This window comes from Rahnella contaminans (genome assembly GCF_011065485.1).
In the GTDB taxonomy this organism is placed as follows: Bacteria; Pseudomonadota; Gammaproteobacteria; order Enterobacterales; family Enterobacteriaceae; genus Rahnella; species Rahnella contaminans.
Genome location: NZ_JAADJS010000003.1, coordinates 147510 through 172680, shown reverse-complemented (window position 1 = coordinate 172680; position 25171 = coordinate 147510). Strand labels below are relative to the sequence as shown.

Here is a 25171-nt window from a genome sequence, read left to right as displayed (position 1 = left end):
AACCTTTGCAGCTTTGCCATAGTTAGCGCAGAACTGGCACTCGCGGAAAGGTCAGATCCTCAGCAACCTCCTAGAGTCGTGATCATGCGCCTGGCGCGTCGGCAATTTTTGGTCGTTAAACTTTATGCAGACTTATGCGGAGTACAAACAATGAAATTAAAACACGTACTGAGCCTCACCCTGATCGCGAGCAGCATCCTGCTGGCAGGCGCGGCATCGGCAGAAGTGAAGATTGCGCTGGTGGCAAAGTCACTGGGCAACGGTTTCTTTGAAGCGGCAAACGTTGGCGCGCAGCAGGCAGCGAAAGAGCTGGGTGATGTGAAAGTAATTTACACCGGCCCGACCACTACCACCGCCGAAGCGCAGATTGAAGTGCTGAACGGCCTGATTGCACAGGGTGTTGATGCGATTGCGGTTTCCGCCAATGACCCGGACGCGCTGGTGCCTGTGCTGAAAAAAGCCATGCAGCGCGGCATTAAAGTGGTGTCCTGGGATTCCGGCGTCGCCAAAGAGGGCCGTCAGATCCACCTGAATCCGTCCAACAATGCGCTGATTGGCGAAACCAACGTCAAACTGGCCGCCGATGCACTGAAAGCGCTGAATGTCGAAAAAGGGGATGTCGCGATCCTCAGCGCCACACCTACCTCGACCAACCAGAATCTGTGGATTGCCGAGATGAAAAAGGTGCTGCCAAAGTATCCTTCCGTCAATCTGGTGACTGTGGCGTATGGCGATGATTTGTCGGATAAAAGTTATCGCGAAACTATCGGCTTATTGAAATCTTATCCGGATCTGAAAGTGATTATTTCTCCGTCTTCCGTCGGCATCGTGGCGGCCGCGCAGGCGGTGAAAGATCAGGGCAAAATTGGCAAAGTTTACGTCACCGGCCTCGGTCTGCCGTCTGAAATGGCGGGTGCGGTGAAATCCGGGGCGACCAAAAGTTTTGCCATCTGGAACCCGATTGATCTTGGTTACGCGGCAACCTATCTGGCCGACGATCTGGTCAAAGGCACCGCCACCAAAACCGAAGCCAGCATGGGACGTTTAGGTAAAGTGAAACTGGACGCGGACGGCAGCGGCGCGATGGCTGAACCGTTTGTTTACGACGCCAGCAACATCGACAAATTCTCGAAAATATTCTGATCCTGACGGCGGCTCATCGTTTTGCGGTGAGCCGTTTTGTTGTACTTAGCCAGACAGGGGAAACGAAATGACAGATTCCACGACTCCGCTGTTGTCATTACAGGGCATCAGCAAGGTCTTTCCGGGCGTCAGGGCGCTGAATAACGTGCATGTGGATTTGTATCCGGGAAAAGTAACGGCCCTGATTGGCGAAAACGGCGCGGGTAAATCCACGCTGGTGAAAGTCATGACCGGCATTTATCAGCCGGAAGAAGGCGAGCTGCGCTATAAAGCGATTCCGATAAAACTGCCCAATCCGGAATCCGCGCACAAAGTCGGTATTACCGCCATCCATCAGGAAACCGTGCTGTTTGATGAGCTTTCCGTGACCGAAAATATCTTCGTCGGCCACTATGTTTACGGCGGGATTTTCAAGCGGCTGAACTGGCCGGCGATGCATCAGCAGGCGCGCGATATTCTGACGCGTCTGGAAGTGAACATCGATCCGCATGCCATTTTGAAAGAACTGAGCATCGCGCAACGCCATATGGTGGCGATTGCCCGCGCGCTGTCGTTTGATGCACAGGTGGTAATCCTCGACGAACCGACGGCGGCGTTGTCGCAGCATGAAATCGTGGAGTTTTATCAGATTGTCGAACGCCTGAAACATGAAGGAAAAGCCATCCTGTTTATCTCGCACAAGTTCGACGAGATTTTCGCGATTTCCGATTACTACACGGTGCTGCGCGACGGCAGTTATGTCGGCTCCGGCAAAATCAGTGATATCAGCGAGCAGCAGATGGTCACGATGATGGTCGGGCGCGAAGTCAGCCAGGCGTATCCGAAAGTGAACTGCGAACCGGGTGAAACGGTGTTGCAGGTGCAGAATCTCAGCCATCCGACCGAATTTGCAGGCATCAGTTTCTCACTGCGCAAGGGCGAAATTCTCGGATTCTACGGGCTGGTCGGTGCGGGACGAACCGAGCTGATGCAGGCGCTGTTTGGCGTGACGCAACCGGGCGGCGGCAAGATTCTGATCCACGGCAAAGAACATCATTTCACCCGCCCTTCTCAGGCCATCCGCGCGGGAATCGTTTACGTGCCGGAAGAGCGCCAGAAACAGGGCGCGATCATCGATTTGCCGATCAGCCAGAACATCAGTTTGCCGCAGCTTAGTCAGCTCAACCCGCGCGGCGTGCTCAATGATAAAAAAGAGTGGGCGCTGGCCGACGATTATGCGCGCCGGTTGCAGGTGAAAGCTTCAAGCTGGAAACAACCGGTGGGCACGCTCTCTGGCGGTAATCAGCAAAAAGTGGTGATCGCAAAATGGCTGGCGACGCAGCCGGACATCATCATTCTCGATGAGCCCACCAAAGGGATTGATATCGGTTCAAAAGCGGCGGTACATCAGTTTATGTCCGAGCTGGTCGGACGCGGGCTGGCGGTGATTATGGTGTCTTCCGAATTGCCGGAAGTCATGGGCATGGCGGACAGAATTATCGTGATGCACGAAGGGCTGATGGTGGCGGAATTCAACGCGGGTGACGCGACCGCCGAAATGATTGTCAGTGCCGCCAGCGGCGCGGGCGAGGAGGCGGCATGATCAAGAATTTACTCAAGTACCGTGAGCTGTTGCTGGCGGTGGTGATTGTCCTGATGGTGCTCGGCGTCGGCGCACGCTCACCGGAGTTTATCGGCGCCGGAAACCTGCTTGAGATGTTCAACGACACCTCGATTCTGATCATTCTCGCGCTCGGCCAGATGATGGTGCTGCTGACCAAGGGCATTGATTTGTCGATGGCCGCCAATCTGGCGCTCACCGGCATGATTGTTGCGCTGATCAACTTCCATCACCCTGACATTCCGGTATGGTCGCTGGTCGTGCTGGCGACGGTTCTCGGCCTGATCATGGGCGCGGTTAATGGCCTGCTGGTCTGGAAAGTAGGGATCCCGCCGATTGTGGTGACGCTGGGCACCATGAGTATTTATCGCGGGATTATTTTCCTGCTCTCGAACGGCGGCTGGATTAACGCACACCAGATGAGCCCGGATTTCCTCAGCCTGCCGCGCGCGCCGTTTCTTGGCCTGCCGCTGCTCGGCTGGTGCGCGATTGCCGCGCTGATTTTGGTGGCGTATTTCCTGCGCTACAGCCGCACAGGCCGCGCGTTGTATACCGCGGGCGGCAATGCCACGGCGGCGTATTACACCGGCATCAACGCGGGCAAAATGCAGTTCATCAGCTTCTGCCTGTCCGGCGCGCTGGCGGGTTTCTGCGGATACCTGTGGATTTCACGTTTTGCCGTCGCCTACGTGGACGTCGCCAACGGCTTTGAATTGCAGATTGTCGCCGCCTGCGTCATCGGCGGGATCAGCACCATGGGCGGCATCGGTTCAGTGGTGGGCTGCCTGCTCGGCGCGCTGTTCCTCGGCGTCATTAATAACGCCCTGCCGGTGATTGAAGTGTCGCCGTTCTGGCAGATGGCCATTTCGGGCGCGGTGATTGTTATCGCGGTGATCCTCAACGAACGCGGCAATAAACGTAAAGGAAGACTGATTTTACGCCATTCTCCTTCCGTCCACGCATCAGGACCTGAATCAGAGGCCAGATCATGAATAAGACCTTAACTTCGCGCACGCCTGCACGGGAAAGTGTGCCGATGGCTGTGACGCCCTTCTTCCGCCGCCTGATGTGCTGGGAAGGATTTTTGCTGGTGGTGACGCTGCTGGTGTTCGTGGTGAACGCCCTCGCCTCGCCGTATTTCCTCAATATCTGGAATCTGTCCGACGCGACGTTCAATTTCACGGAAAAGGCCATCATTGTTCTGCCGATGGCGATGCTGATTATCGCCCGTGAAATCGATTTATCCGTCGCCTCCACGATGGCGCTGAGTTCCACCATAATGGGATTCTGCGCGCAGGCCGGGATGCCAACACCGGCGCTGGTGGGCGTCGGGCTGAGCGTGGGATTATTGTGCGGGCTGATTAACGGGCTGCTGGTAACGCGTCTGAATCTCTCATCGATCGTGATCACCATCGGGACCATGAGCCTGTTCCGTGGCATCACGTATGTGCTGCTCGGCGATCAGTCACTGAATAAATATCCGGCCAGCTTTGCGTGGTTCGGGCAGGGTTATGTCTGGGGGCCGCTGTCGTTTGAGTTCGCGTTATTTCTGGTTTTGGGCGCTGTCTTTTACTTCCTGCTGCACAAAACCAACTTTGGCCGCCGTACCTACGCCATCGGCAATAATCCGGTGGCGGCCTGGTATTCCGGCATTAACGTGAAGCGTCACAACCTGACGCTGTTTGTGCTGGTCGGCGTGATGTCCGGGCTGGCGGCGGTTCTGCTGACGTCACGGCTCGGCAGTACACGCCCGACGCTGGCGCTTGGCTGGGAGCTGAGCGTGATTACGATGGCGGTGCTCGGCGGCGTCAGCGTGCTGGGCGGTTCAGGCAGCATGACCGGCGTCATTATTGCCGCCTTCCTGATGGGTCTGCTGACCTTCGGCCTCAGCCTGCTGAACGTGCCGGGGATTGTGATGTCAGTCATCGTCGGCGCGATGCTGATTGTGGTGATTTCGCTGCCTGTGCTCTACCGGAGGCTGATGACAGCGCGGGGGAAATAGCGTCTGGCCTGCACTCCCCGTCTACGGGCGGGGAGTGCAGTTCGTCGAATAAATGACTCTGAAGAATATCAGGTGAAAAAAATCATCAAAAACTCTTCTTTTCTGTTTGTTACTCAACCCTTTATTACCACCTTGTTACTCAATCCTTTATTACCCCCTCTTGATTAAAAGGCACACTGTCCCGTAGTTTAAACCCACAGCTTGGTTTCTGAATGTCTTGAAACAATGGGGAAAACATATGCGGATTTTAGTGGTAGGCGCGGGTGCGACGGGCGGATATTTCGGTGCGCGGCTGGCTCAGGCCGGGCAGGATGTGACATTTTTACTGCGCGAGAAGCGCGCGCTGGCGGTGCAGAAAGACGGATTGACGGTTCACAGCCCGCACGGTGATTTTCACCTGCAACCCGCCGTGGTACAGGCTTCTCAGCTGACCGGCCCTTATGATCTGATTTTGCTGACGGTGAAAAGTTTTGGGCTGGAAGCGGCCATTAAGGATATCGCACCGGTCGTTGGCGAAAATACGCTGGTCATGCCGGTACTTAATGGCATGAAGCACATGGAAACGCTCAGCCAGAGGTTTGGTGAGCACGCGCTGATTGGCGGACTGTGCAAAATCAACGCCACGCTGGATGCCGACGGCCATATCCACCAGATGACGCCGCTGCATCAGATTATCTATGGCGAACTCTCCGGCGAGAAAACCGAGCGCATTCTTAGCGTCGATCAGGCATTTCAGAGCGCCGGTATCGATGCCCTCCTTTCGGAAACCATCATCAGCGATTTGTGGGAGAAGTGGCTGCTGCTGTCAAGCTTCGGCGCCATCACCTGCACCATGCGCGGCAACATCGGTCAGGTCGCCTCTGCGCCTGGCGGAACGGAGTTCGCACAGGCCATCGTGAGCGAAGCATTAACCACCATGAAAGCCTTTGGCTACGCGGAACGCGCGGCGGCGGTGGCGAAAGTCAGGGAAGCCGTGACCGACAAAAATTCGCCGCAGACGTCATCTATGTATCGCGATATGACGCAGGGATATCCTATCGAAGCGGAGCAGATTATTGGTGACCTGGTAGAACGCGCAACGCGTGTGGGGATCAGCATTCCACTTTTACAGGCAGCGTATACGCATTTGTGTGTGTATCAGAAGAACCGCGAATAATACCTGATTTTGCCAAATTTGAAGGCCAGAGGATCTTCAAACGATAAAAACAAAAAACCCGCCAAAAGGCGGGATTTTTGTGGTGCTTCGATTAGCGGTCTGACAATAAACAGACGACCTGCGGGGAGGTGATTAACTCAAATTCACGCACCCGGCTACAAATCGCGCGAACTCATTGTTCTGGCATATCTTTCATGGGTTTAATTTGAGTTAAGTTGAGCCATAAATTCAACCGTTTGCAAAAATTAAACAGGTTATTTCAATAAAACCGCCTGGCGTGATATCCAATACAAAATCCACCGCGGGAAATTTTATTCTTCCGGATTGCCTTTTTTAATGTCTGCTAATTCTTCCCCGGCAACATGCGTATCAACGTATTATCGCGGCGGCGGTAATGGTGCCAGAGCGCAGCGAAAGCGTGTAATCCGATCAGATAATATCCGGCATTCGCCAGCCATTCATGCAGGGTTTTTAACTGTTTTTGTAATGTCAGATCGGCCAGGTAGCTTTTGGGCATTCTGATGTTAAACATCGTCCAGTCATGGCCGCCAAAATATTGCGACAAAATGCCCAGCACCGGTAAACCCATAAACATCAGATAAACAGAACCATGCGTGAGGACCGACAAACAATGTTGCCAGCGCGGTGGAACAGGTTTAATGGCAGGCGTGACGTACATCGCGCGGATAAAAAGGCGTACGCACATCAGAAATAATACGCAGAAACCCAGGCTGTAATGCGTAAGAGTTAATAGTTCTCGTACAAAGGAACCTTTGGCGAACGCGTCTTTTATATCCATCGTCGTATAGGTCAGAACGACCAAAACAAACACCAGCCAGTGCAGCACAATTTGCGGATAAGAATATCGTGTACGCATAGAAGTTCCGGTAAACAAAGTTACCGTTATCTTACTTGTTGAGACTTAAGCTTACATTAAGACGGCGGTAAACGCGCCGGGGAGAAGATTGTGTGGAAAGAAAAATTAACCGCTTTGGCGGTGAATGAATAAGGGCTTTAAAAGCTGAGAAGTTGGATAACGCTACCTGCCCGTTTCACAAGCTGACAGGTAACGCCCCAACACATCACGATTTAATTAACGCGCGATCAGGAAGCTTTCCAGCGCAGCGCCTTTATCCAGAGCGGCTTTGATGGCTGAAGGAGTACGACCCTGACCGGTCCAGGTTTTTTTGGAACCGTCGGTGTCGGTGTACTCATACAGCGCAGGGCGCGGCTTGCGCTTCGCTTTGGTGGTTTCTTTTGCCGCCTGATGCCCCAGCAGGTCATCAATTGCGATGCCGTCATTTGCCAGCATTTCACGATATTTCAGTAATTTCTCATCACGTTCTTGTTGTTGCGCGCTGCGTGCTTTCACGTTCTCGCGGGATTCTTCAACAATAGCGGTCAGTTTTTCCAGAATTTCTTCCAGAGTGCTTAATGGCGTTTCACGAGCCTGAGCCCGAAGTGTACGGATATTATTCAAAACGTTTAACGCGTTGTCCATGATGTGCTCACTTTAGGGGGTATCATTAAATTAGTGACACTGATTCTACACAAACAAATAATGATATCAATTGCGCCAGGATAATATTACAAGCGATTACACAATTCCTTTGCCTGCCGTTTAGTTTCATTGAATGTTAATATGCTATTTTTATAAGGGCTTGCCGCATGAGAATAAATAAAGTTATCCACTTTCCGCTTTACCCCCTTGAAATAGGTTGGGAATTATTAACCTAAATTTAGGCATCTTCTTAATAGTATCGCAGCGTGAATAACCGATGTTGCTATTATGCACGATTGACACAAGTTCTTTTCTTTTCGTGCGAACCGCTGCGGGGAAAATAGCGTTTTGATAGAATCATCCGATTTTTCTACGCCTCAACGCATTTTCTGCACAAGAAATAGGGCGTAATTTAACATTTCTCGCCTTAGACTGTGACTTCGGTCACAAACAGGATTTCCCTCATATTATGTTCAAAACCATTATTTTCGTGTGCTCCGCCTGCGTGTTACTCAAACTGGCGCTCGACTGGCAGGTTATTTTACAGACGGTTGAGGGCTGACCGCAGCGACTTTTGCCATCCTGATGAATTCCGACAGATTGCGCGTCAGCGTTCCCCGGCGCCAGATTAGCCAGGTCGTCAGAAAGCGGTAGTTATCCGCCAGCGGCCAGACGCTGACCGTCGTGCTGCCCGGCATACTTTCCAGCATGCTGCGCGGCATCAGCGCCAGCCCGCCGCCTGCAATCACACACGCCAGCATCCCGTGATATGACTCCATCTCGTAGATTTTTCCCGGCGCGGCACCGTCATCGGCAAACCAGCTTTCGAAATGACGGCGATACGAACAGTTCGAACGAAACGCATAGATAATTTCGCCGTTAACCTCTTTCCCCCGCGTCACCGCCGCGTGACTGAGCGGTGCCACAATCACCATTTCTTCCTGATAAACCGGGATCCCGTCGAGTACCGGATGCAAAACCGGCCCGTCGACAAACGTCGCTTCCAGTTCACCTTCCACCAGTTTATCCAGCAGTTCGCCGGAAGGGCCAGTGCTCAGCGCCAGTTCGACTTTGCCAAACTGCTGATGATAGCGCGTCAGTAATGCCGGAATGCGCACTGCTGCCGTGCTTTCCAGCGCGCCGAGCGAGAAAATTCCCTGCGGTTCTGTACCGGACACCGACAAGCGCGCTTCTTCGACTAGATCCAGTATGCGGTTGTTATAGCTGAGAAAATTCCGGCCCGCAGGAGAAAGCCGCAAACGCTGGTTTTCGCGGATAAACAGCTCCACACCCAGCTCGGCTTCAAGCTGTTTAATGCGGGTCGTCAGGTTCGACGGCACGCGGTGTACGCGCTGCGCGGCGGCGCTGATACTGCCGGTTTCGGCCACGGCACGGAACATCTCAAGCTGGGACAGGTTCATAGTGATTCTCAAAAAGTGAACGGTTTGCTTATTTTTATTCATTTTTATTAAATCGCGCAAGCCTCTATTCTTAATGAACTGGCTTAACGAGGACACCGAAATGACGACAGCAACTTCGAACACACATGCAATCTCAGTCAATCCGTTTAACGGCGAACGTATCGCAGATTATGCGTACGACACCGATCTGGCACTTGAAGCCGCCGTTGCGCAGGGCTTTTCTGCCTTCAAACAGTGGCGCAAAACAGACGTCAGCGAACGCGCTGCCCTTTTGATCCGCCTGGCAGCCGCACTGCGCGAAACCAGTGAAGACATCGCCCGCAGCATTTCTCTTGAGATGGGCAAACCGGTGAAACAGGCGCGCGCCGAAGTGGAGAAATCCGCCGGTTTGTGCGAATGGTATGCCGGAAATGGCCCGGCGATGCTGGCACCGGAACCGACTCTGGTCGATAACGGCGAAGCGCACATTCATTACCGCCCTTCCGGCATGATTCTGGCGATTATGCCGTGGAACTTCCCGGTCTGGCAGATCCTGCGCGGCGCGGTTCCGGCCTTGCTGGCGGGGAATACGTTCCTGCTCAAACCTGCGCCGGGCGTCATGGGCACCACATATCTGGTGAAGCAGGCCGTGCTGAAAGCCGGTTTCCCGGCGGGTGCATTTGGCGTGATCAATGTCGGTACTCCGGCCGTTGCCACGCTGATTGCCGATCCGCGCGTGGTGGCGGTGACGGTCACCGGCAGCGTGCGTGCCGGTGCGGCGATTGCGGAACTGGCGGGCAAACAGGTTAAAAAATGCGTGCTGGAACTCGGCGGGTCTGATCCGTTTATCGTTCTGAACGACGCAAGTCTTGACGAAGCGGTGAAAGCCGCCGTCGCCGGGCGTTATCAGAATACCGGGCAGGTTTGCGCCGCTGCAAAACGTCTGATCATTGAAGAAGGCGTGCTCGACGCATTTACGACGAAATTTGTGGCGGCCACCCAGGCGCTGGTCGTAGGAAATCCGCTGGATGACGCCACTTATATCGGCCCGATGGCCCGTTTCGATTTACGCGATGAGCTGGATAAACAAGTTCAGGACAGCCTGTCCGAAGGCGCGACGTTGCTGCTGGGCGGTGAGAAAATGGCCGGAAACGGTAACTTCTATGCACCGACTATTCTCGGCAACGTTACACCGGAAATGACGGCATTTCGTCAGGAACTGTTCGGACCGGTCGCCGCGATTACGGTTGCCCGCGACGCAGATCACGCGGTCGAACTGGCCAATGACAGCGATTTTGGCCTGAGCGCCACGATTTTCACCGCTGATGCAGAACGTGCAAAACAGATGACCGCAGAGCTGGAAACCGGCGGCGTGTTCATTAACGGATACAGCGCATCGGATCCGCGTGTGGCGTTTGGTGGCGTGAAGAAAAGTGGCTATGGCCGCGAGTTGTCGCATTTCGGCCTGCGTGAATTCTGCAACGTGCAGACGGTCTGGACTGACCGCACGTAATCACAGAAACGTGTGGTCAAAACAAGAATCACAGGATTCCATCATCCTGTGATTCTTTGCATTTAATTCCCCTGCGACGTCTCGGCGTAAATTGTGGTGACCGCCTGCTGATTGGCGCTCAGCGTTTCATCCAGCGTTTTCTTCCCTTCCAGCAAATCCGAAATATTCCGCCCGACCGCATCACCCATCTGATCAAAGCCCGGAATACTCACGTACTGCACGCCCTGATACGGCACCGGATATAATGTCGGCTGTTCCGGCGTCGCGGTTTCCACCGCCTGTTTTACGCCGTCTGCGTAAGGCGCGAGTTTCTGGTATTTCACCTGCGCGTAAGAAGAATAGCGGCTGCCCGGCGGGATAGCGCCCCAGCCCACGGTTTTCGCGACGTCCTGAATATATGCCTGCGATGTGGCCCAGGTGATGAATTGCTGCGCTTCGTCTTTATGGCTGGCGCGTTGCGGAACAGCCAGCGCCCACGCCCAAAGCCAGTGCGAACCGTTACTCGAAAGCGCCGTCGGCGCGGGCGCGAAACCGGCGCTGTCGGCGACAGGCGAAATCTGCGGATTAATTACCATTCCGGCGGCGACGGTGCTGTCGATCCACATCGCGCATTTGCCCTGCGCAAACAGTTTCAGGTTCTGACCAAAGCTGTTGGATGTCCCATCCGGCGGGCCGTAATCATGCATCATCTGTACATAATCAGTGAGCACTGCACGCCACTCGTCGCTGTCGAGGCGCGGATGCCAGTTTTCATCAAACCATTCCGCGCCATAGGCGTTGGCCATCGTGGTGATAAACGCCACGTTGTCGCCCCACCCCGCCAGGCCGCGCAGGCACAGGCCGTAAACGCCTTGTGATTTATCGGTCAGCTGCGCCGCGAAAGCTTTCACTTCATCCCAGCTCGGATTTTTCGGCATGGTCAGATTTTTTTTCGCGAACAGATCTTTGCGGTAATACGTCATGCTGCTTTCGCCGTAAAACGGCAACGCGTACAGCGTGCCCTGCCAGGAAAGCGCGCTGCGGATGGGTTTGAGCAGATCATCGACATTGTAATCAGCGGGCAAATTGTTGAGCGGTTGCAGCCAGCCTTTTTTGCCCCACAACGGCGCTTCATACGTGCCGACCGTGATCACATCGAAATTCGCCTGCCCGCTGTTCATGTCGCTGAGCACCTGTTTGCGCAGCTCGCCGTCGTCCATGACGTGCCATTCGAGTCTGATGTCCGGATGTGATTTCTCAAACTCACCGGACATCTGCTGCATGATCGTCATGTCACCGTTGGCGATGGTGGCAATTTTGACCACGGTTTGCGCCTGCGTGCTGGCGCAAAAGGCCAGCGGCAGCAAAATACTGAAGACTCGTCGCTGAAAAAGACCTGGCATGAGACCTGACATGTTCGTGCTCCTTTTCGGCTCAGGCATTCGCCAGACGCGGTTGACGGGGCGCTGTTTCCGGCGAATTCAGCGCAGGCAGCGGTTCCAGCACGCCTTCCACGGCACCCGGCGCAAACTGTGCTGACGGACGCAGATGGAAGAACGACATTTTCTCAACCAGCCGCGCCGCGTGTTCGTTCACGGTATGGCTGGCCGCGCTGGCCTCTTCCACCAGCGCCGCATTTTGCTGCGTCGCGCTGTCCATCTGTACGATGGCGACGTTAACCTGATCGATACCGCTGGACTGCTGACGGCTGGCGACGGCGATGTCAGCCACGTATTCCACCATTTTCGCCATGCCGCCGTTGATTTCCTGAAGCGTTTCGCCGGAGCGAAGCACCAGTTTGCTGCCCGCATCGACTTTGCTGATGCTGGTCTGGATCAGGGTTTTGATTTCCTGCGCCGCCGTGGCAGAACGTTGTGCCAGCTGACGCACTTCTGAGGCGACCACCGCAAAACCGCGCCCCTGTTCGCCTGCCCGCGCGGCTTCCACCGCCGCATTCAGCGCCAGCAGATTGGTCTGGAAGGCAATTTCGTCGATCACCCGGTTAATATCGGCAATTTTATTACTGGATTCTTCGATGTCGCGCATTGCGGTCACCGCATCGTCCAGAATTCCGCTGCTTTGCTGCGCCTGTTTGCGGACGGTCTGCGCCAGTTCGCTGGCCTGCGCGGCATTATCGGCGTTGAATTTCACCGTGGCGGTCATTTGTTCCATGCTCGCCGCTGTCTGTTCGAGCGAGCTGGCCTGCGCGTGCGTGCGCGAGGACAAATCATTGTTGCCGTCGGCCATTTGCCCGGCTGCGCTGCTCAGCGCCAGCGCGCTTTCCCCGACTTCGCGCACAATGCCGCTCAGACGGGCGTCCATTTTCGCCAGCGCCTGCATCAGTTCGCCCATTTCATCTTTCGGGATTGCGCCCAGACGGTGATTCAGGCCGCCTTCGGAAATGGATTCAGCCAGACGACGTGCGCGACGCACTGCGCCGGTAATCGAACGCACCAGCAACCAGCCCGCTATCCCGGCGACCAGTAAACCGACGGCCAGGATCGCCGCCATACTGTTGCGCATCGTGGCGTACGCCGCTGAGCTGGTGGCGTAATTGTTTTCGGCGTGGCTTCGCATCAGGTTATCCAGCCCGTCGATATCCTGCTGCAATGCCTGACTGCCATTTTTCAGGCGGGTTTCGATAATGACCAGCGCACCGGACGGATTGCCTCCGGCGACCAGTTTTGCAGCATGGCTGATGGCGGCCTGATAACTGTTCAGGTCATCGAGAAAAGTGGTGCGGAGTTTTTCGCTGCCGGGCACGGCATACGTGGCTTCATACGCCTTGCGCTCGGTGGCAATTTGCCCGCCGTAAGCATCAATCTGCGCAACACGCTGATCGACTTCTGCCGGATCGGTCCAGTAGCGCAGCGATTCAAACAGCGTCGCCGATTGCATCTGTGCCAGACGGTATAATTTTGCAGAATGCTGTAACGGTAATAACTCGGTACGGTAGGTCGAAATCGCCCGCTGATCGGCGGCGCGCAACCCTAAAATGGCCCAGACGGCGGCGACAGTCAGCAAGACGCACAACAATCCCACGATGCCAATCAACCGGCTCTTGATGGTAAATCCCATATCAATTCCTCTGATAACAGCGGTAATCCAACAGGAAGGCGTCAGCACAAGATGGCAAATGGGTGATCGCCCTTTGCACGGTTTATCGGCAGGCCTTGAAGAATGTTTAGTCAGTTATTTCAGTCGCCTGTGCCTGCGTCGCAATGACGACTTTGGCGATTTTAGATGGCAGTGGTTTACGTTTAATCAGGGATTTATGCTGCCGGTCAGACGCAAACATATTTTGTTACTTTACGATGGCAAAAGATTTTGGGACGGATAAAACACAAATGATTACTATTCACATTCTCATTGCGTGCTCTTCTTAAAATTTGCGATTCGGGCTGATGACTGCGGTCAGATGATCCTGTTTAAAGACAATGAAAAGAAGCGGCGGCGCTTTCTATTAATGTGGTTTTTACGGGATACATTATGTCTTTCAGTGGCAGGGATTACGGCGCGGAAACGTCTGCGCCGGAGAACAAAAGTAAGCTTTCAACCTCATTGTCGGCACTGGCGATCCTGGTCATGACGGCTTCCTCCGCGGCTCACGCCGCAGCCGCCACCGGCACAGCGACAGCCGCCGCGCCCGCCGCCGATGAGAATATGGTTGTGGAAGGCACGACGGGCGGAACCGCCGATGAGTCACAGGATTACAACGTCAAAACCACGCGCGCGGGCACGAAAATGTTGCTGACGCCGCGTGACGTACCGCAGTCCGTCAGCGTGATCACTAAACAGCGCATGCAGGATCAGAACCTGCAATCGGTCGGCGACGTGATGGATAACACCACCGGCATCTCGACGGAAGTGATCGACAGCGAACGCGTTTCCTATTTCTCACGCGGCTTTTACATCAATAATTACACCTACGACGGCATTCCTTCTTCCGTCAGCGATACCTGGAACTTTGGCGATGCCGCCGAAGACACCGCCATTTATGACCGCATCGAAGTGGTCCGCGGCGCAACCGGGCTGATGACCGGTGCCGGTAACCCGGCAGCGTCCGTCAATATGGTGCGTAAACAGGCGGACAGCAAAGAGTTCACCGGCAATATCAGCGCCAGCTACGGCAGCTGGAATAAGCAGCGTTATGTGCTCGACGTTTCCGGCCCGCTCAACGAAGAAGGCTCGGTGCGCGGCCGCGTCGTGGCCGGTTATCAGGATCAGGACAGCTGGCTCGACCGTTACCATAAAACCAAGAAATTCATTTATGGCGTGGTCGATGCCGACGTGACCGATAACACCACGGTGTCGCTCGGCTACGATTATCAGGAAAACAATACCGGCAATCCGACGTGGGGCGGGCTGCCGACCTGGTACAGCAACGGGGCACGCACGCATTTCGACCGCAGCACCAACACTTCCGCGGACTGGACGCACTACAACACACAATCGCGCAAAGTGTTCGCCAATGTGAAACATGATTTCGATAACGGCTGGACATTCCGCGTCAACGGTACGCACGGCGAACAGAAATTCGACGACAAGCTGCTGTATATCGAAGACTTCCCGGACGCGACGACGGGCGAAGGGATTTCCGGGTTCGGCAGTAAAGACCGCGGAACGCGCAAACTGGACTCGGTGGATACCTACGCCAGCGGACCTTTCCAGCTCTTTGGCCGCCAGCATGAAATGGTCGCGGGCGTCAGTTACAGCCGCCAGCACAACTCGACCTACAGCGCCAACGGCCCGATCGACAGCGACACCATGGGCAGTTTCAACAACTGGAACGGCGATGTTGCGGAACCGGAATGGGACGACTGGTATCTGAACGCCGACGACGTGGTGCGCCAGAAAGCGGGCTACCTGGCGACCCGGTTCTCGCTGGCCGACCCGCTCTCACTGATTATCGGCGCGCGTTATACGCAGTGGAGCACCGTTGGCAGCAGCGGCAACATGAGTAAAAATAACCTCACGCCTTATGGCGGGCTGGTTTACGACATTGACGATACGTGGTCGGCTTACGCCAGTTATACCTCCATCTTCCAGCCGCAAACCTACCGCACCCGCGACGGCCATTATCTGGCACCGGCCACCGGGAAAAACTACGAAACCGGCCTGAAATCCAGCTGGATGAACGACCGCCTGACCGCCACGTTCGCCGTTTTCCGCATCGAACAGGATAATGTCGCAGAAGCTGACGGCGACAACTTCGTCAATGACACCAGTGAACAGGCCTACTACGCCGCGCAGGGCACGGTCAGCAAAGGGGCAGAATTCGAGATTAACGGCGCAGTGACCGACAACCTGCAAATGACTTTCGGCGCCACACGCTACGTTGCGCGCGATAACACCGGCGGGCGTCTCAACAGCAATATGCCGCAGACGCAGCTCAAACTGTTCAGCCGCTATCAGTTGCCGTGGATGCCGGATCTCACCGTCGGCGGAGGCGTGAACTGGCAAAACCGTACCTTCCAGGATGCCACCGGGCCAGACGGCAACACAGTGCGCGTGTATCAGGGCAGCGTTCCGCTGGTTAATTTGTTCACCCGTTATCAGGTCACCCGTCAGCTCGCGGTGCAGGCGAATATCGATAACCTCTTTGACCGCAGCTATTACTCATGGCTGAGCGATTACGCCGTTTACGGCCAGCCGCGCAGTTATTCCGTCAGCCTTTCTTACGCGTTCTGATTTGACCCGATGAACGTTTTGCCGCAGGCGTTGTGCCTGCGGCTTTCTGTTCTCCAGAAAGCATTCATGAACTGAATTATTGAGTCAGGTCATCTGCGGAAAAAACTTGAACAGGTCTAATAGATACACCTTAATTTTCAGGTTACGTCTATGACCGGTAAACGCATCGCCCGTGAAAAACTCACTCTCCGCAAAATGATCCACAAATACCGGCCAAAGAAATAATGAGATTTCAGTACTAAGACTGCTTTCACCTTTCGAACGCCATCGCGCAATTAACCCCCTTTTGATGCGGTAATTGCGCGATTGGCTTTCGGAATATTCCGATAACATCCCTGAAATAAACCAACAAAAACGACGCCTGCACGTCTGATTATCTCAGGGAATAACCATGACTCGCCTTCATCGCGCAACAGGCGGCTGTGCCCGTTTTGTCTGCACTTTTCTTCTGTTGTCTTTAGTTTCGGTATCATCGGCCTTCGCACAATCCGCAGGCTGTACCGCACTGAATAACGCAACGTTTTCCTCCGCGACATTCGCTGCACAGGCTTATCAGGCCAGCCAGTTTGACGCCGGTGATACGTTGACCCTGACGTTTACCGACTCCGGTGCTGGCGTGAACAGTGACAACACGAACACCGACAGTTTCGGCCTGACGAACTACGGGATGAGCACGTTCACAACCTATTACCCCACAGCAGGCTCCGGCGGTACGGCGGGAACACATACTTATACCGTCACGGGCTCGCAACTGGTGAGTGCCGGACTCCGGTTTCGCATGACGACCAGCCACGGCTACCTCAGCCCGCTCACGGTTTCCTGTACCTCTGCGGCCAGCGTATCAACAGACGCCAGCCTTTCGGCGCTTTCGGCCTCTCAGGGTTCACTGTCTCCGGCGTTTTCCTCCGGCACCTCGTCTTACAACGTGGTTGTGGCCAACAGCGTCACCCGCATTTCTCTGACGCCAACCACCAGCAATAACACGGCAACCGTCACCGTGAATGGCGTTTCCGTCACATCGGGCAGCGCATCCGGTGCGGTTGCGTTAAGCGAAGGTAATAACACATTAAGCGTGGTCGTTACGGCGGGAGACGGGACAACCACTTCCGCCTATACCGTAGTGGTGCAACGCAGCGGGCTGCCACCGGTCGCAGGTTCGAACAACGCCAGCGTGGCATTTAACAGCAGCAATAACGCCATCACCCTGCCCCTTTCCGGCGGAACAGCCACATCGGTGGCGGTAACGTCTCCGCCCGCACACGGCTCCGTTGTCATCACGGGAACCACCGCCACTTACACACCTGCAAGCAACTATTCTGGCGCGGACAGTTTCAGTTATACCGCCAGCAATTCGTGGGGAACGTCCACTCCGGCGACCATCAGCCTGACGATTTCTGCGCCCACGATAACCCTTTCCCCCGCGACGCTCGCAGCAGCGATTTCCGGCACCGCTTACGCCCAGACATTCACGGCAAGCGGCGGTTCGGGCAATTACAGTTTCTCGATATCAGGCACATTACCGCCGGGTTTAACGTTCACACCGGCTGGCGAACTTTCGGGAATACCGGCAGCGGCGGGAAGTTATCATTTTGCGATTATTGCGCACGATACGGCGAACGCCGCGTCGGGGACGCAAAACTACACAATAACGGTTTCCGGGCAGGCGCCGGTTGCCAATGCGGTCAGCACGACCGTCACCGGGAACAGCAGCAATAATGCCATTGTGCCCTCACTTTCCGGCGGAGCGGCGGCGTCGGTCACCGTTGCCACCGCCCCCCTTCATGGCACGGCGGTCGCTTCCGGCACATCCCTGAGTTATACGCCCGTTGCCGGATATTCAGGCACGGATACCTTCACCTATACCGCCAGCAATAACTGGGGAACCTCTGCGCCAGCCACCGTCAGCCTCCATGTGACCAACGTGACGCTGAGCTTCACACCGGCCAGCGGCACATTGTCTTCTGCCACGGCGGGCACGCCGTGGTCACAGACCATCACGGCCAGCAGCGGCACTTCGCCTTACACCTACAGCGCGTCCGGCCTGCCCGCCGGCCTGACAATCAGCGCCAGCACCGGCGAAGTTTCCGGAACGCCGACGGTATCTGGTCGCTATACCATTCAGGTCAGCGCTGCGGATAACTCCGGGATCACCGGCACGGTCAGTTATCAGCTTATCGTTGCCGGTCAGGCACCGGTCGTCAGCGCGGTGTCATCAACCGTGGTCGCCAATACCCGTGAGAATCTGATTGAACCGGTGTTATCCGGCGGCGCAGTAACGTCGCTTGCCATTGTGCAACAACCCGCACACGGCACTGCGCGGATCCAAAGCCTGAAAATCCGCTATACGCCTGTCGCGGGATATTCCGGCAGCGACAGTTTCATCTACAGCGCGTCCAACAATTTTGGCGCGGCACAGGCGACGGTCACACTTAACGTTACCGCCACGACGCTGGCATTTACGCCCGCCAGCGGGGCGTTGCCGGAGGGTCGTGCAGGCACAAGTTACCGTCAGACGTTCAGCGCTTCCGGCGGCACAGCGCCTTATCAGTACCGCATTTCTGGGGTTTTACCGGCCGGATTAGCGCTGGCTGGCGATACCCTGAGCGGGACGCCAGCCGCCGCAGGCAACAGCAATTTCACGCTGACGGCAACGGATGCCAGCGGCGTAACCGGTCAGGTCACGTATACACTCAATATCATCACTGCGGAGCCGGTGGGTGCGAACCATGCCGCTTCCGTACTGGCCGGTAAATCAGTGCGCGTTAACCTGACCGAAAGCGCCACAGGCGGACCGTTCACCGGCGCGCGCCTGGTTGATTTACCCCCAAAAACATTAGGTAACGCCACGCTCGGACAGAGTGAAAACAGCGTTTATCTGGATTTTGATGCTGCAAGTCAGGCTTCCGGCACAGTGGCTCTGCGTTATGTGCTGCTGACGCAAGATTCACAATCTGCGCCTGCGACAGTGACATTCATCATCGCAGGACGCCCTGATCCGTCAAAAGATCCAGATGTTCTCGGTCTGGTCAGTGCCCAGATTCAGTCGGCGCAGAATTTTGCGCGCGCTCAGATCCGTAACTTCAGCGATCGTCTGGAAACCCTGCACAATCCGGCCAGTGTTCACAGCGGGATGAACGGTATCCGCTTCAACATGCCGTCGTCTAAAAAAGAACGCGGACTTGACGATACGCTGTGGAATTCTGCCTGGGAAAATAACCGTCAGACCCCCGAATTGCCCCGGCTGACAGATAAAACCTCCGCACAGCATCCGCTCAACCGCAATAATTCACGCATCAATTACTGGACCGGTGGCTTTGTCGACTTTGGTCATTCCGGCAAAGACGGCGTGAGTTTCAGCCATACGCTGGTGGGGATCAGCACCGGCGCAGACTATCAGTTCACCCCTGCATTTACCGCAGGTATGGGGATGGGTTTTGGCCGGGACGTCAGCGACATTGGGGACAGCGGTTCCCGCAGCAACGGGCGCTCCGTCAGTTCAGCGTTTTATGGCAGTTATCATCCGGACAACTACTTTATCGATGGCCTGCTCGGCTATAGCCGTCTGGACTATGACAGCCGCCGCTACGTAACAGAAATGGATCACTACGCACGCGGCGACCGTGGTGGTTATCAGGTATTTGGCGCAGTCACCACAGGTTACGATTACCGCCTGCCAGACCTGCTTATTTCCCCTTACGGACGTCTGCAATTATCGCGCACCCGTCTGAACAGCTACACCGAATCGAACGCCGACGCCTATGATTTAGCCTTTGCCTCACAAGTGCTGAATGACGTCACCGGCGCCGTTGGGATCCGGACGCAGTACGCGTTGCCGCTGACCTGGTCGATGTTGCGCTGGCAAAGTCGTGTCGAATACACGCACGCCTTCAGCGATCAGGGACGCGCCCGTCTGGGGTATGCGGACAGCGGCAATGACAGCTGGAGCGCAGATGTTTTCGGCGACAGTCAGGAAAATATCGTGCTGGGCATGGGACTGGATATCCTGCTGCCACATAACATTACGCCGGGCATCGCGTATCAGGGAACGCTGGGGCTGGATGATGCGCGCAGCCGTTCGCAGATGATCATGGTAAGGGTGAATATCGGATTCTGAGGCGTTTAAGAAAAGAGTTACAGGGCGCGAAAGCGCCCTTTTTTTATGCGGGATTTGGTGCATGGTTTAGGCCGGGAACTAGCGACTTGCATCGACATCCGGGTTTTCAAGCAGGGCGAGATAACGCTGCGTTACTTCAGGAAGATTCTCTTCCAGCCATTTCGCCATTTGCTCTTCCTGAACTTTGATCGTCATAAACGTCTGTGCGCCTTGCAGGTCACCCACGGCTTCGGCGGCAACAATCAGGGCGCTGTAACAGGCAATCTCGAAATGCTCGAACACATAGCCGCTGATCCCGCCCTTCACCACTTCATCGCTGACAAACATTCCGCTCAACGACTGTCCCATCGCCGTGGCTTTCGCGGCAACATCTTTAATCACCGAATGGGAAGTATCGAGGCGATCCAGCACATCCTGAACCAGTTTCTGCTGGCCCTGTGTTTCCACAATGTGCTCCTGGATGCGGCGCTGTAAAAGCGGGTAATGTTCAAGCCGGTCCGCCATTTTAGTCAGCATGGTTTCTGCTTGTTTTTCCATTGCATGCGCGTCACGCACCCAGTCAATATAATTTTCCTGCGCTTTAGATTTGCTCATTGTTATTCCTTTCATTATAGGGGACGTTACGTAATAGTTCGTGCGCAATTAACTCTTTGCAGTTTTGGTCACGGGTTGTGAACCCGCAATAACCGTTAATTTTTTATCGGTGTCTTTTTCTTCCTGCAATGTTTCTTCAAGTAATTTCGCAGCCTGAGAATATCCCAGTTTTTTCGCCAACGCGGCTAAGGTTCCGTAAGTCGCAATTTCATAATGCTCAACTTTTTGGGCAGCACCGATAAGCCCGGCGTCCAGCACTTCGCCTTTTTCAACAGAATCAATCAGCTCCTGCGCTTCTTCTACCAGCCCTTCCATCGCATGACATTTCATACGTTTAAGGCGAATTTCATCAGAAGACTCAACGACCTGATCTAATCTTTCAATCTGTCCCTGCGTTTCTTCAAGGTGTGTTTTGAAAGCATCGACCAGTTTAGGGTCAGTGGCGGCACGGGCCATTTTAGGCAGCGCCTTGGTTATCTGACGTTCAGCACTATAAACATCAGATAAATCATGAATAAATAATTCTTTTAAGGTTGTAATAGACATTATAGTTCCTTTTTACGGAGGCGAATTTATTAACTCATTAAGCGTAGCCCCTTTGAGCCCCGTAAATTTTGTTTGAGACTTATCTCATCAGAAATATAAAATAAAAATCGTTTTTTATTCATCCCTAAATACGCTAACTCCCTGCCTGCTATGACGATAATATTATTTACCGACAACAGAAAAAAATAACATTGCTTTTATATTAAAAAGCAAACATCCATTCATGACGTCATGAATTCACGAAGTGCGTTCGTTTAGTTTGTTCACCGTCAAACTCATTTTCTGAAATGGGCAGTACAGAATGTAACTCACTGCAACGCTTGAAATTTCTCTGGAAAGCAAACCTCAATTTTGCATTAAGCCTGTTGGTTTACTTCTTTGTATTACGCTATAGTGCGCCCGCTGCGGCAAAATCCGCAGCCGGGTTTCGCAGCCTGAATACTAAACCAGTAACACATATGTGATAATTATGTGTTGGGCTTCCTTGTACCTGTCAAACACCGATTTCGTGTTTGCACATTCAATGGTGGCTCAGGCAGGGCAACCCTCGGGTTGGCCGGGTTTCTGGTTTGTACCGGTACTGCGAACCTTGTCTGAGCTACCACCATTAAGAGTTTCGCAGCTCTGGCGGTGGTTAAATTAACAAACCAGAGAGTAAGACAATGAAACTATCGCATAGCCCCACTTTTCTGCCCTTCTGCACCGCGGTTCCTGCGCAAGCCAACACAGGAGCAAACCGTTATGACTAATCAGGACTGGCATCAGGCCGATATCATTGCCGCGTTACGCAAGAAAGGCACCACGCTTGCCGCCGTTTCCCGCGCTGCCGGTCTGAGTTCTTCGACGCTTTCAAATGCGCTTTCCAGACCGTGGCCCAAAGGTGAAATGCTGATTGGTCAGGCGCTGGGTATTCCCCCTTCCGTCATCTGGCCGGGTCGCTATTACCATCCTGTCACCCATGAGCTGATGCAGCGACCACCGCGCGCGGCGAACCGGATTTAAAAACAGGTTTGAGGAAATAAGATTAAGGGTGCTAAATGCGCCCTTTTATTTGTTCATGTCAAAAACACTGAACCTGTAACCCACTGTAAATATCCTCTTTAAATACTGCGTTAATTGTGGCGGAAGTTTGCTTAACAATGAATTAGCAATTAAAGCTAAAGGTCGCAACATGAAAAGGTGTTTATTGGCATTGTGCCGGATAAATATCTCAAGTGCGCAATCGCCTCTGATTATTACGGCACATTCTGAATACCCGAATCATCCGGGTATAGAGACTGTATTAGTGAGGAGTAAATCCATGAAAGGCTTAGTAAATGATGTTTTATCCATATTCTATCCAAAAGCTGTTAAGCCTGTTTTGGTGCGCGCCGGATTATCGCATCGTGAAATAGCCTCCCTGCAAGCCGTCGGCGTGACCACGGTTTCCTGGGCTACGTCCATGGAAGAACTCAACAGCGCGTTTGTTAAAAAAGCGTTAGACGCCGGTGCCGTCGGCTACCACATCACCAATGTGGAATCGCACAAACCGGGCAAGGAAGATCAGCACGTTATGACCGCAACGGCGACCTTCTACCATATCAACCACAAAGTGGCTTATGGCTAATGGATTACAACAGCAGTGTTGAAATGAAAATGCCGCACACCGGGAAGGTTTGCGGCATTTTTTAATTCTCAGAATGGCTATTTGCCATCAACTGAAGGGAACACTCTGCGCCATCAACGCCCATCATTCTCTTTTTCTTAATGTAAAGAACGGGTAAGATTAGCCCGAATAACAACAAATAAGGAAAGGGATAGGAAATGGGATCGATGGTTTTTTGTAGAGGATGCGGAAAGGAGATCCACGAATCTGCCAAAGCATGCCCTCACTGCGGAGCCACTCAAGGCATTAATACGCAGGGGACTAAAAGCAGAATTGCGGCAGCTTTATTAGCATTCTTTTTAGGGGGTTTCGGCGTCCACAAGTTTTACTTAGGCAAGATCGGGCAAGGTTTCTTATACCTCATTTTCTGCTGGACGTTTATTCCGTCAATAATCGCATTCATTGAGTTCATTATTTACTTATGCGATTCAGATGAGAATTTTGCCAAGAAATACGGCTGAACTGTCTCATCCGTCGCGACAAAAGCCACTGATTAAGTGGCTTTTTTTATGTTCTACGCCAGTCAGCTTATGAAATTCATCGTGAGACGTAGTTTTGTGTCTAACACAAACCCCCCGGATTATGCTCAGCTTTCATTCGGTAGACGTGTGAACCGGAAAATTAAAATTTAAATACAATGGGCAAGCAGGTGCCGCTGAAATCAGAAGTGCTTTTGCGGCGGGACAACAAATTGATTTCCAGACGGGTAATACCGCACTGAAATAAATAAGCCATAAAGCACTGAGTTATTCGCTATAAAAAAACCCAGCTCCGCCATTCGGCAGAACCGGGTTTTCAGCAATCGTTGCGCGTTAAATCAGATTACATCTGGATCAGATGTTTGATTTTCACGTCCGGATTGGTGTCGGCGGCGTAATCAACGCCGTTCAGGCCGAAGCCGAACAGGCGCATGAATTCGCTTTTGTAACCTGCGAAATCAGTCAGTTCAGCGATGTTATCGTTGGTGACTTCGTCCCACAGTTTACCGACTTCTTCCTGCACTTCTGGCGCGATCTCTTTCAGGTCAGCGCGCAGACGGCCTTCGTTGTCCAGCAGCGGAGAAGCGCCGTACAGGCTCTCTTTGTACAAGCCGTAAACCTGCTCGATACACCCTTCGTGGGTGCCCTTCTCTTTCATCACTTTGAACAGCAAGGATAGGTACAGCGGCATCACAGGAATGGCAGAACTCGCCTGAGTGACAACGGCTTTCAGAACGGAAACGCGTGCGTCGCCGTGCTGTTCTGACAGTGAGCTGCGGATATCCAGAACACGTTTGTCCAGATCCTTTTTCGCTTCGCCGATAGAACCGTTCCAGTAGATGTCCTGCGTCACTTCTTCACCCAGGTAGGTGAAGGCCGTGGTTTTCGCGCCATCCGCCAGCACACCGGCTGCTTTCAGGTCTTCAATCCACATCTGCCAGTCTTCGCCACCCATCACCGCAACAGTCCCGGCGATTTCTTCCGGCGTTGCAGGTTCGAGCGTGGTTTCGTTAATGGTTTCTTTATCGGTGTTGATGCCACGGATAGTCACTTGCTTACCGATTGGCTTCAGGGTGGAGTTGAACACTTCACCGGTTTTCGGATGGGTACGGCGTGGCGCTGCCAGGCTGTAAACCACCAGATCAACCTGACCGAGATCCTGTTTAATCAGTTCGATGGTTTTCTGTTTTACTTCATCAGAGAACGCATCGCCGTTGATGCTTTTAGCATACAGGCCTTTTGCTTCAGCGAATTCTTCGAATGCGGCAGAGTTGTACCAGCCCGCAGTGGCGGTTTTAGATTCATCGCCCGGACGTTCGAAGAAGATGCCCAGCGTGGCAGCGTCAGAACCGAAAGCAGCGGAGATGCGGGCAGCGAGGCCGTAACCGGTGGAGGCACCGATCACCAGGACTTTTTTCGGGCCGCCGTCGATTTTACCCTGTGCGGTCACGTAATCGATTTGTTCTTTAACGTTCGCCTTGCAACCTTCCGGATGGGCAGTAACACAGATAAAGCCACGGATGCGTGGTTTGATAATCATATAGACCTCATTGTTGCAACTGTCTCAGTAAATTGGCCGATAGAATATAGGTTTGCGCCGTTTCAGGCAAAACCTGCTGCTTTATCCCATCGTAAACAGACTTCTCTTAAGTGAAAACTGATTCAATTTTACCCGAATGGTTAAAAAAACCACCGGACTATCCTCTGTGAGCAAGTGTAATCCAGTTCACGTCCCGCTCCTGCGCGCTGTTCAGTATTTTCCGAAATTTCAGCATCCGGCGTGCCACAAACCCCTCATTTTCCCTTTT

At 53.8% G+C, this 25171-nt stretch carries 19 protein-coding genes; 11 read left to right on the top strand and 8 right to left on the bottom strand.

The window, feature by feature from the left end; translation table 11 throughout:
* Nucleotides 1–150: 150 nt before the first annotated feature.
* From rhaS to panE, 5 genes are all read left to right on the top strand, one after another.
* Complete coding sequence (rhaS, locus tag GW579_RS15575) at nt 151–1143, top strand: rhamnose ABC transporter substrate-binding protein (protein WP_104925188.1); 993 nt, start codon at nt 151–153, stop codon at nt 1141–1143.
* Between the two features lie 67 nt (nt 1144–1210).
* A complete protein-coding gene (locus tag GW579_RS15570) occupies nt 1211–2725 on the top strand; it encodes a sugar ABC transporter ATP-binding protein (RefSeq protein WP_152326682.1) in 1515 nt (504 codons plus the stop codon).
* Nucleotides 2722–3735 carry an ABC transporter permease gene (locus GW579_RS15565; RefSeq protein WP_152326683.1) on the top strand — a complete coding sequence of 338 codons (1014 nt, stop codon included), beginning with the start codon at nt 2722–2724 and terminating at the stop codon, nt 3733–3735. Before GW579_RS15570 ends, GW579_RS15565 begins: the two co-directional genes overlap by 4 nt.
* 44 nt (nt 3736–3779) lie before the next feature.
* Nucleotides 3780–4745 carry an ABC transporter permease gene (locus GW579_RS15560; RefSeq protein WP_420821550.1) on the top strand — a complete coding sequence of 322 codons (966 nt, stop codon included), beginning with the start codon at nt 3780–3782 and terminating at the stop codon, nt 4743–4745.
* Nucleotides 4746–4983: 238 nt separating this feature from the next.
* Nucleotides 4984–5901, top strand: coding sequence for a 2-dehydropantoate 2-reductase (panE, locus tag GW579_RS15555; protein ID WP_152326684.1), 918 nt, complete (start codon nt 4984–4986; stop codon nt 5899–5901).
* A gap of 343 nt (nt 5902–6244) precedes the next feature.
* Here panE and GW579_RS15550 read toward each other — a convergent pair whose 3' ends face one another.
* The 3 genes from GW579_RS15550 to ptrR all read right to left on the bottom strand — a co-directional run bounded on the left by GW579_RS15550 (nt 6245) and on the right by ptrR (nt 8823).
* The gene (locus GW579_RS15550; RefSeq protein WP_165059931.1) at nt 6245–6778 is read right to left on the bottom strand and encodes a cytochrome b; all 534 of its coding nucleotides are present in this window, start codon (nt 6776–6778) and stop codon (nt 6245–6247) included.
* A 216-nt stretch (nt 6779–6994) separates the two neighbouring features.
* Nucleotides 6995–7402 carry an H-NS family histone-like protein gene (locus GW579_RS15545; RefSeq protein WP_152326686.1) on the bottom strand — a complete coding sequence of 136 codons (408 nt, stop codon included), beginning with the start codon at nt 7400–7402 and terminating at the stop codon, nt 6995–6997.
* Between the two features lie 536 nt (nt 7403–7938).
* Nucleotides 7939–8823 carry a putrescine utilization regulator PtrR gene (gene ptrR, locus GW579_RS15540; RefSeq protein ID WP_165059929.1) on the bottom strand — a complete coding sequence of 295 codons (885 nt, stop codon included), beginning with the start codon at nt 8821–8823 and terminating at the stop codon, nt 7939–7941.
* 100 nt (nt 8824–8923) lie between these two features.
* Here ptrR and GW579_RS15535 point away from each other — a divergent pair, with 100 nt between their 5' ends.
* Nucleotides 8924–10315: an aldehyde dehydrogenase family protein gene (locus tag GW579_RS15535; protein ID WP_165059928.1), complete on the top strand. Its 1392-nt coding sequence runs from the start codon at nt 8924–8926 to the stop codon at nt 10313–10315.
* A gap of 62 nt (nt 10316–10377) precedes the next feature.
* Here the strand turns inward: GW579_RS15535 and GW579_RS15530 are convergent, their stop codons facing one another.
* Nucleotides 10378–11709, bottom strand: a complete 1332-nt coding sequence (locus tag GW579_RS15530) for an ABC transporter substrate-binding protein (protein WP_235937400.1) — start codon at nt 11707–11709, stop codon at nt 10378–10380.
* Between the two features lie 19 nt (nt 11710–11728).
* Entirely contained in the window at nt 11729–13372 is a 1644-nt protein-coding gene (locus GW579_RS15525; protein WP_165059926.1) for a methyl-accepting chemotaxis protein, read from the bottom strand.
* A 411-nt stretch (nt 13373–13783) separates the two neighbouring features.
* Between GW579_RS15525 and fhuE the strand changes: the two genes are divergently transcribed.
* Both fhuE and GW579_RS15515 read left to right on the top strand, forming a co-directional pair.
* Nucleotides 13784–15985: a ferric-rhodotorulic acid/ferric-coprogen receptor FhuE gene (gene fhuE, locus GW579_RS15520; RefSeq protein ID WP_165059924.1), complete on the top strand. Its 2202-nt coding sequence runs from the start codon at nt 13784–13786 to the stop codon at nt 15983–15985.
* A 391-nt stretch (nt 15986–16376) separates the two neighbouring features.
* On the top strand, nt 16377–20099 hold the full coding sequence (locus GW579_RS15515) for an autotransporter domain-containing protein (protein WP_165059922.1): 3723 nt from the start codon (nt 16377–16379) through the stop codon (nt 20097–20099).
* Between the two features lie 78 nt (nt 20100–20177).
* Here the strand turns inward: GW579_RS15515 and GW579_RS15510 are convergent, their stop codons facing one another.
* A complete protein-coding gene (locus tag GW579_RS15510; RefSeq protein ID WP_165059920.1) occupies nt 20178–20693 on the bottom strand; it encodes a ferritin-like domain-containing protein in 516 nt (171 codons plus the stop codon).
* 48 nt (nt 20694–20741) lie between these two features.
* Nucleotides 20742–21239, bottom strand: coding sequence for a YciE/YciF ferroxidase family protein (locus GW579_RS15505; RefSeq protein ID WP_152326693.1), 498 nt, complete (start codon nt 21237–21239; stop codon nt 20742–20744).
* A gap of 741 nt (nt 21240–21980) precedes the next feature.
* Here GW579_RS15505 and GW579_RS15495 point away from each other — a divergent pair.
* The 3 genes from GW579_RS15495 (at nt 21981) to GW579_RS15485 (ending at nt 23345) form a co-directional block, all read left to right on the top strand.
* A complete protein-coding gene (locus GW579_RS15495) occupies nt 21981–22241 on the top strand; it encodes a helix-turn-helix domain-containing protein (protein WP_152326694.1) in 261 nt (86 codons plus the stop codon).
* A 298-nt stretch (nt 22242–22539) separates the two neighbouring features.
* On the top strand, nt 22540–22845 hold the full coding sequence (locus tag GW579_RS15490) for a YdgH/BhsA/McbA family protein (protein ID WP_165059914.1): 306 nt from the start codon (nt 22540–22542) through the stop codon (nt 22843–22845).
* A 197-nt stretch (nt 22846–23042) separates the two neighbouring features.
* Nucleotides 23043–23345 carry a TM2 domain-containing protein gene (locus GW579_RS15485; RefSeq protein ID WP_152326695.1) on the top strand — a complete coding sequence of 101 codons (303 nt, stop codon included), beginning with the start codon at nt 23043–23045 and terminating at the stop codon, nt 23343–23345.
* A 361-nt stretch (nt 23346–23706) separates the two neighbouring features.
* Here GW579_RS15485 and fabV read toward each other — a convergent pair whose 3' ends face one another.
* Nucleotides 23707–24903, bottom strand: coding sequence for an enoyl-ACP reductase FabV (gene fabV / locus GW579_RS15480; RefSeq protein ID WP_152326696.1), 1197 nt, complete (start codon nt 24901–24903; stop codon nt 23707–23709).
* Nucleotides 24904–25171: the final 268 nt, after the last annotated feature.

What these genes read in the sequence shown, in the direction of transcription:
- GW579_RS15560 (WP_420821550.1), top strand. Translation starts at nt 3,780, where the DNA reads ATGGCTGTGACGCCCTTCTTCCGCCGCCTGATGTGCTGGGAAGGATTT.
- panE (WP_152326684.1), top strand. Translation starts at nt 4,984, where the DNA reads ATGCGGATTTTAGTGGTAGGCGCGGGTGCGACGGGCGGATATTTCGGT.
- GW579_RS15490 (WP_165059914.1), top strand. Translation starts at nt 22,540, where the DNA reads ATGAAAGGCTTAGTAAATGATGTTTTATCCATATTCTATCCAAAAGCT.
- GW579_RS15565 (WP_152326683.1), top strand. Translation starts at nt 2,722, where the DNA reads ATGATCAAGAATTTACTCAAGTACCGTGAGCTGTTGCTGGCGGTGGTG.
- GW579_RS15505 (WP_152326693.1), bottom strand. Translation starts at nt 21,239, where the DNA reads ATGTCTATTACAACCTTAAAAGAATTATTTATTCATGATTTATCTGAT.
- GW579_RS15545 (WP_152326686.1), bottom strand. Translation starts at nt 7,402, where the DNA reads ATGGACAACGCGTTAAACGTTTTGAATAATATCCGTACACTTCGGGCT.
- fabV (WP_152326696.1), bottom strand. Translation starts at nt 24,903, where the DNA reads ATGATTATCAAACCACGCATCCGTGGCTTTATCTGTGTTACTGCCCAT.
- GW579_RS15510 (WP_165059920.1), bottom strand. Translation starts at nt 20,693, where the DNA reads ATGAGCAAATCTAAAGCGCAGGAAAATTATATTGACTGGGTGCGTGAC.
- GW579_RS15525 (WP_165059926.1), bottom strand. Translation starts at nt 13,372, where the DNA reads ATGGGATTTACCATCAAGAGCCGGTTGATTGGCATCGTGGGATTGTTG.
- GW579_RS15515 (WP_165059922.1), top strand. Translation starts at nt 16,377, where the DNA reads ATGACTCGCCTTCATCGCGCAACAGGCGGCTGTGCCCGTTTTGTCTGC.
- rhaS (WP_104925188.1), top strand. Translation starts at nt 151, where the DNA reads ATGAAATTAAAACACGTACTGAGCCTCACCCTGATCGCGAGCAGCATC.
- GW579_RS15550 (WP_165059931.1), bottom strand. Translation starts at nt 6,778, where the DNA reads ATGCGTACACGATATTCTTATCCGCAAATTGTGCTGCACTGGCTGGTG.
- GW579_RS15495 (WP_152326694.1), top strand. Translation starts at nt 21,981, where the DNA reads ATGACTAATCAGGACTGGCATCAGGCCGATATCATTGCCGCGTTACGC.
- GW579_RS15485 (WP_152326695.1), top strand. Translation starts at nt 23,043, where the DNA reads ATGGGATCGATGGTTTTTTGTAGAGGATGCGGAAAGGAGATCCACGAA.
- GW579_RS15535 (WP_165059928.1), top strand. Translation starts at nt 8,924, where the DNA reads ATGACGACAGCAACTTCGAACACACATGCAATCTCAGTCAATCCGTTT.
- fhuE (WP_165059924.1), top strand. Translation starts at nt 13,784, where the DNA reads ATGTCTTTCAGTGGCAGGGATTACGGCGCGGAAACGTCTGCGCCGGAG.
- GW579_RS15570 (WP_152326682.1), top strand. Translation starts at nt 1,211, where the DNA reads ATGACAGATTCCACGACTCCGCTGTTGTCATTACAGGGCATCAGCAAG.
- GW579_RS15530 (WP_235937400.1), bottom strand. Translation starts at nt 11,709, where the DNA reads ATGTCAGGTCTCATGCCAGGTCTTTTTCAGCGACGAGTCTTCAGTATT.
- ptrR (WP_165059929.1), bottom strand. Translation starts at nt 8,823, where the DNA reads ATGAACCTGTCCCAGCTTGAGATGTTCCGTGCCGTGGCCGAAACCGGC.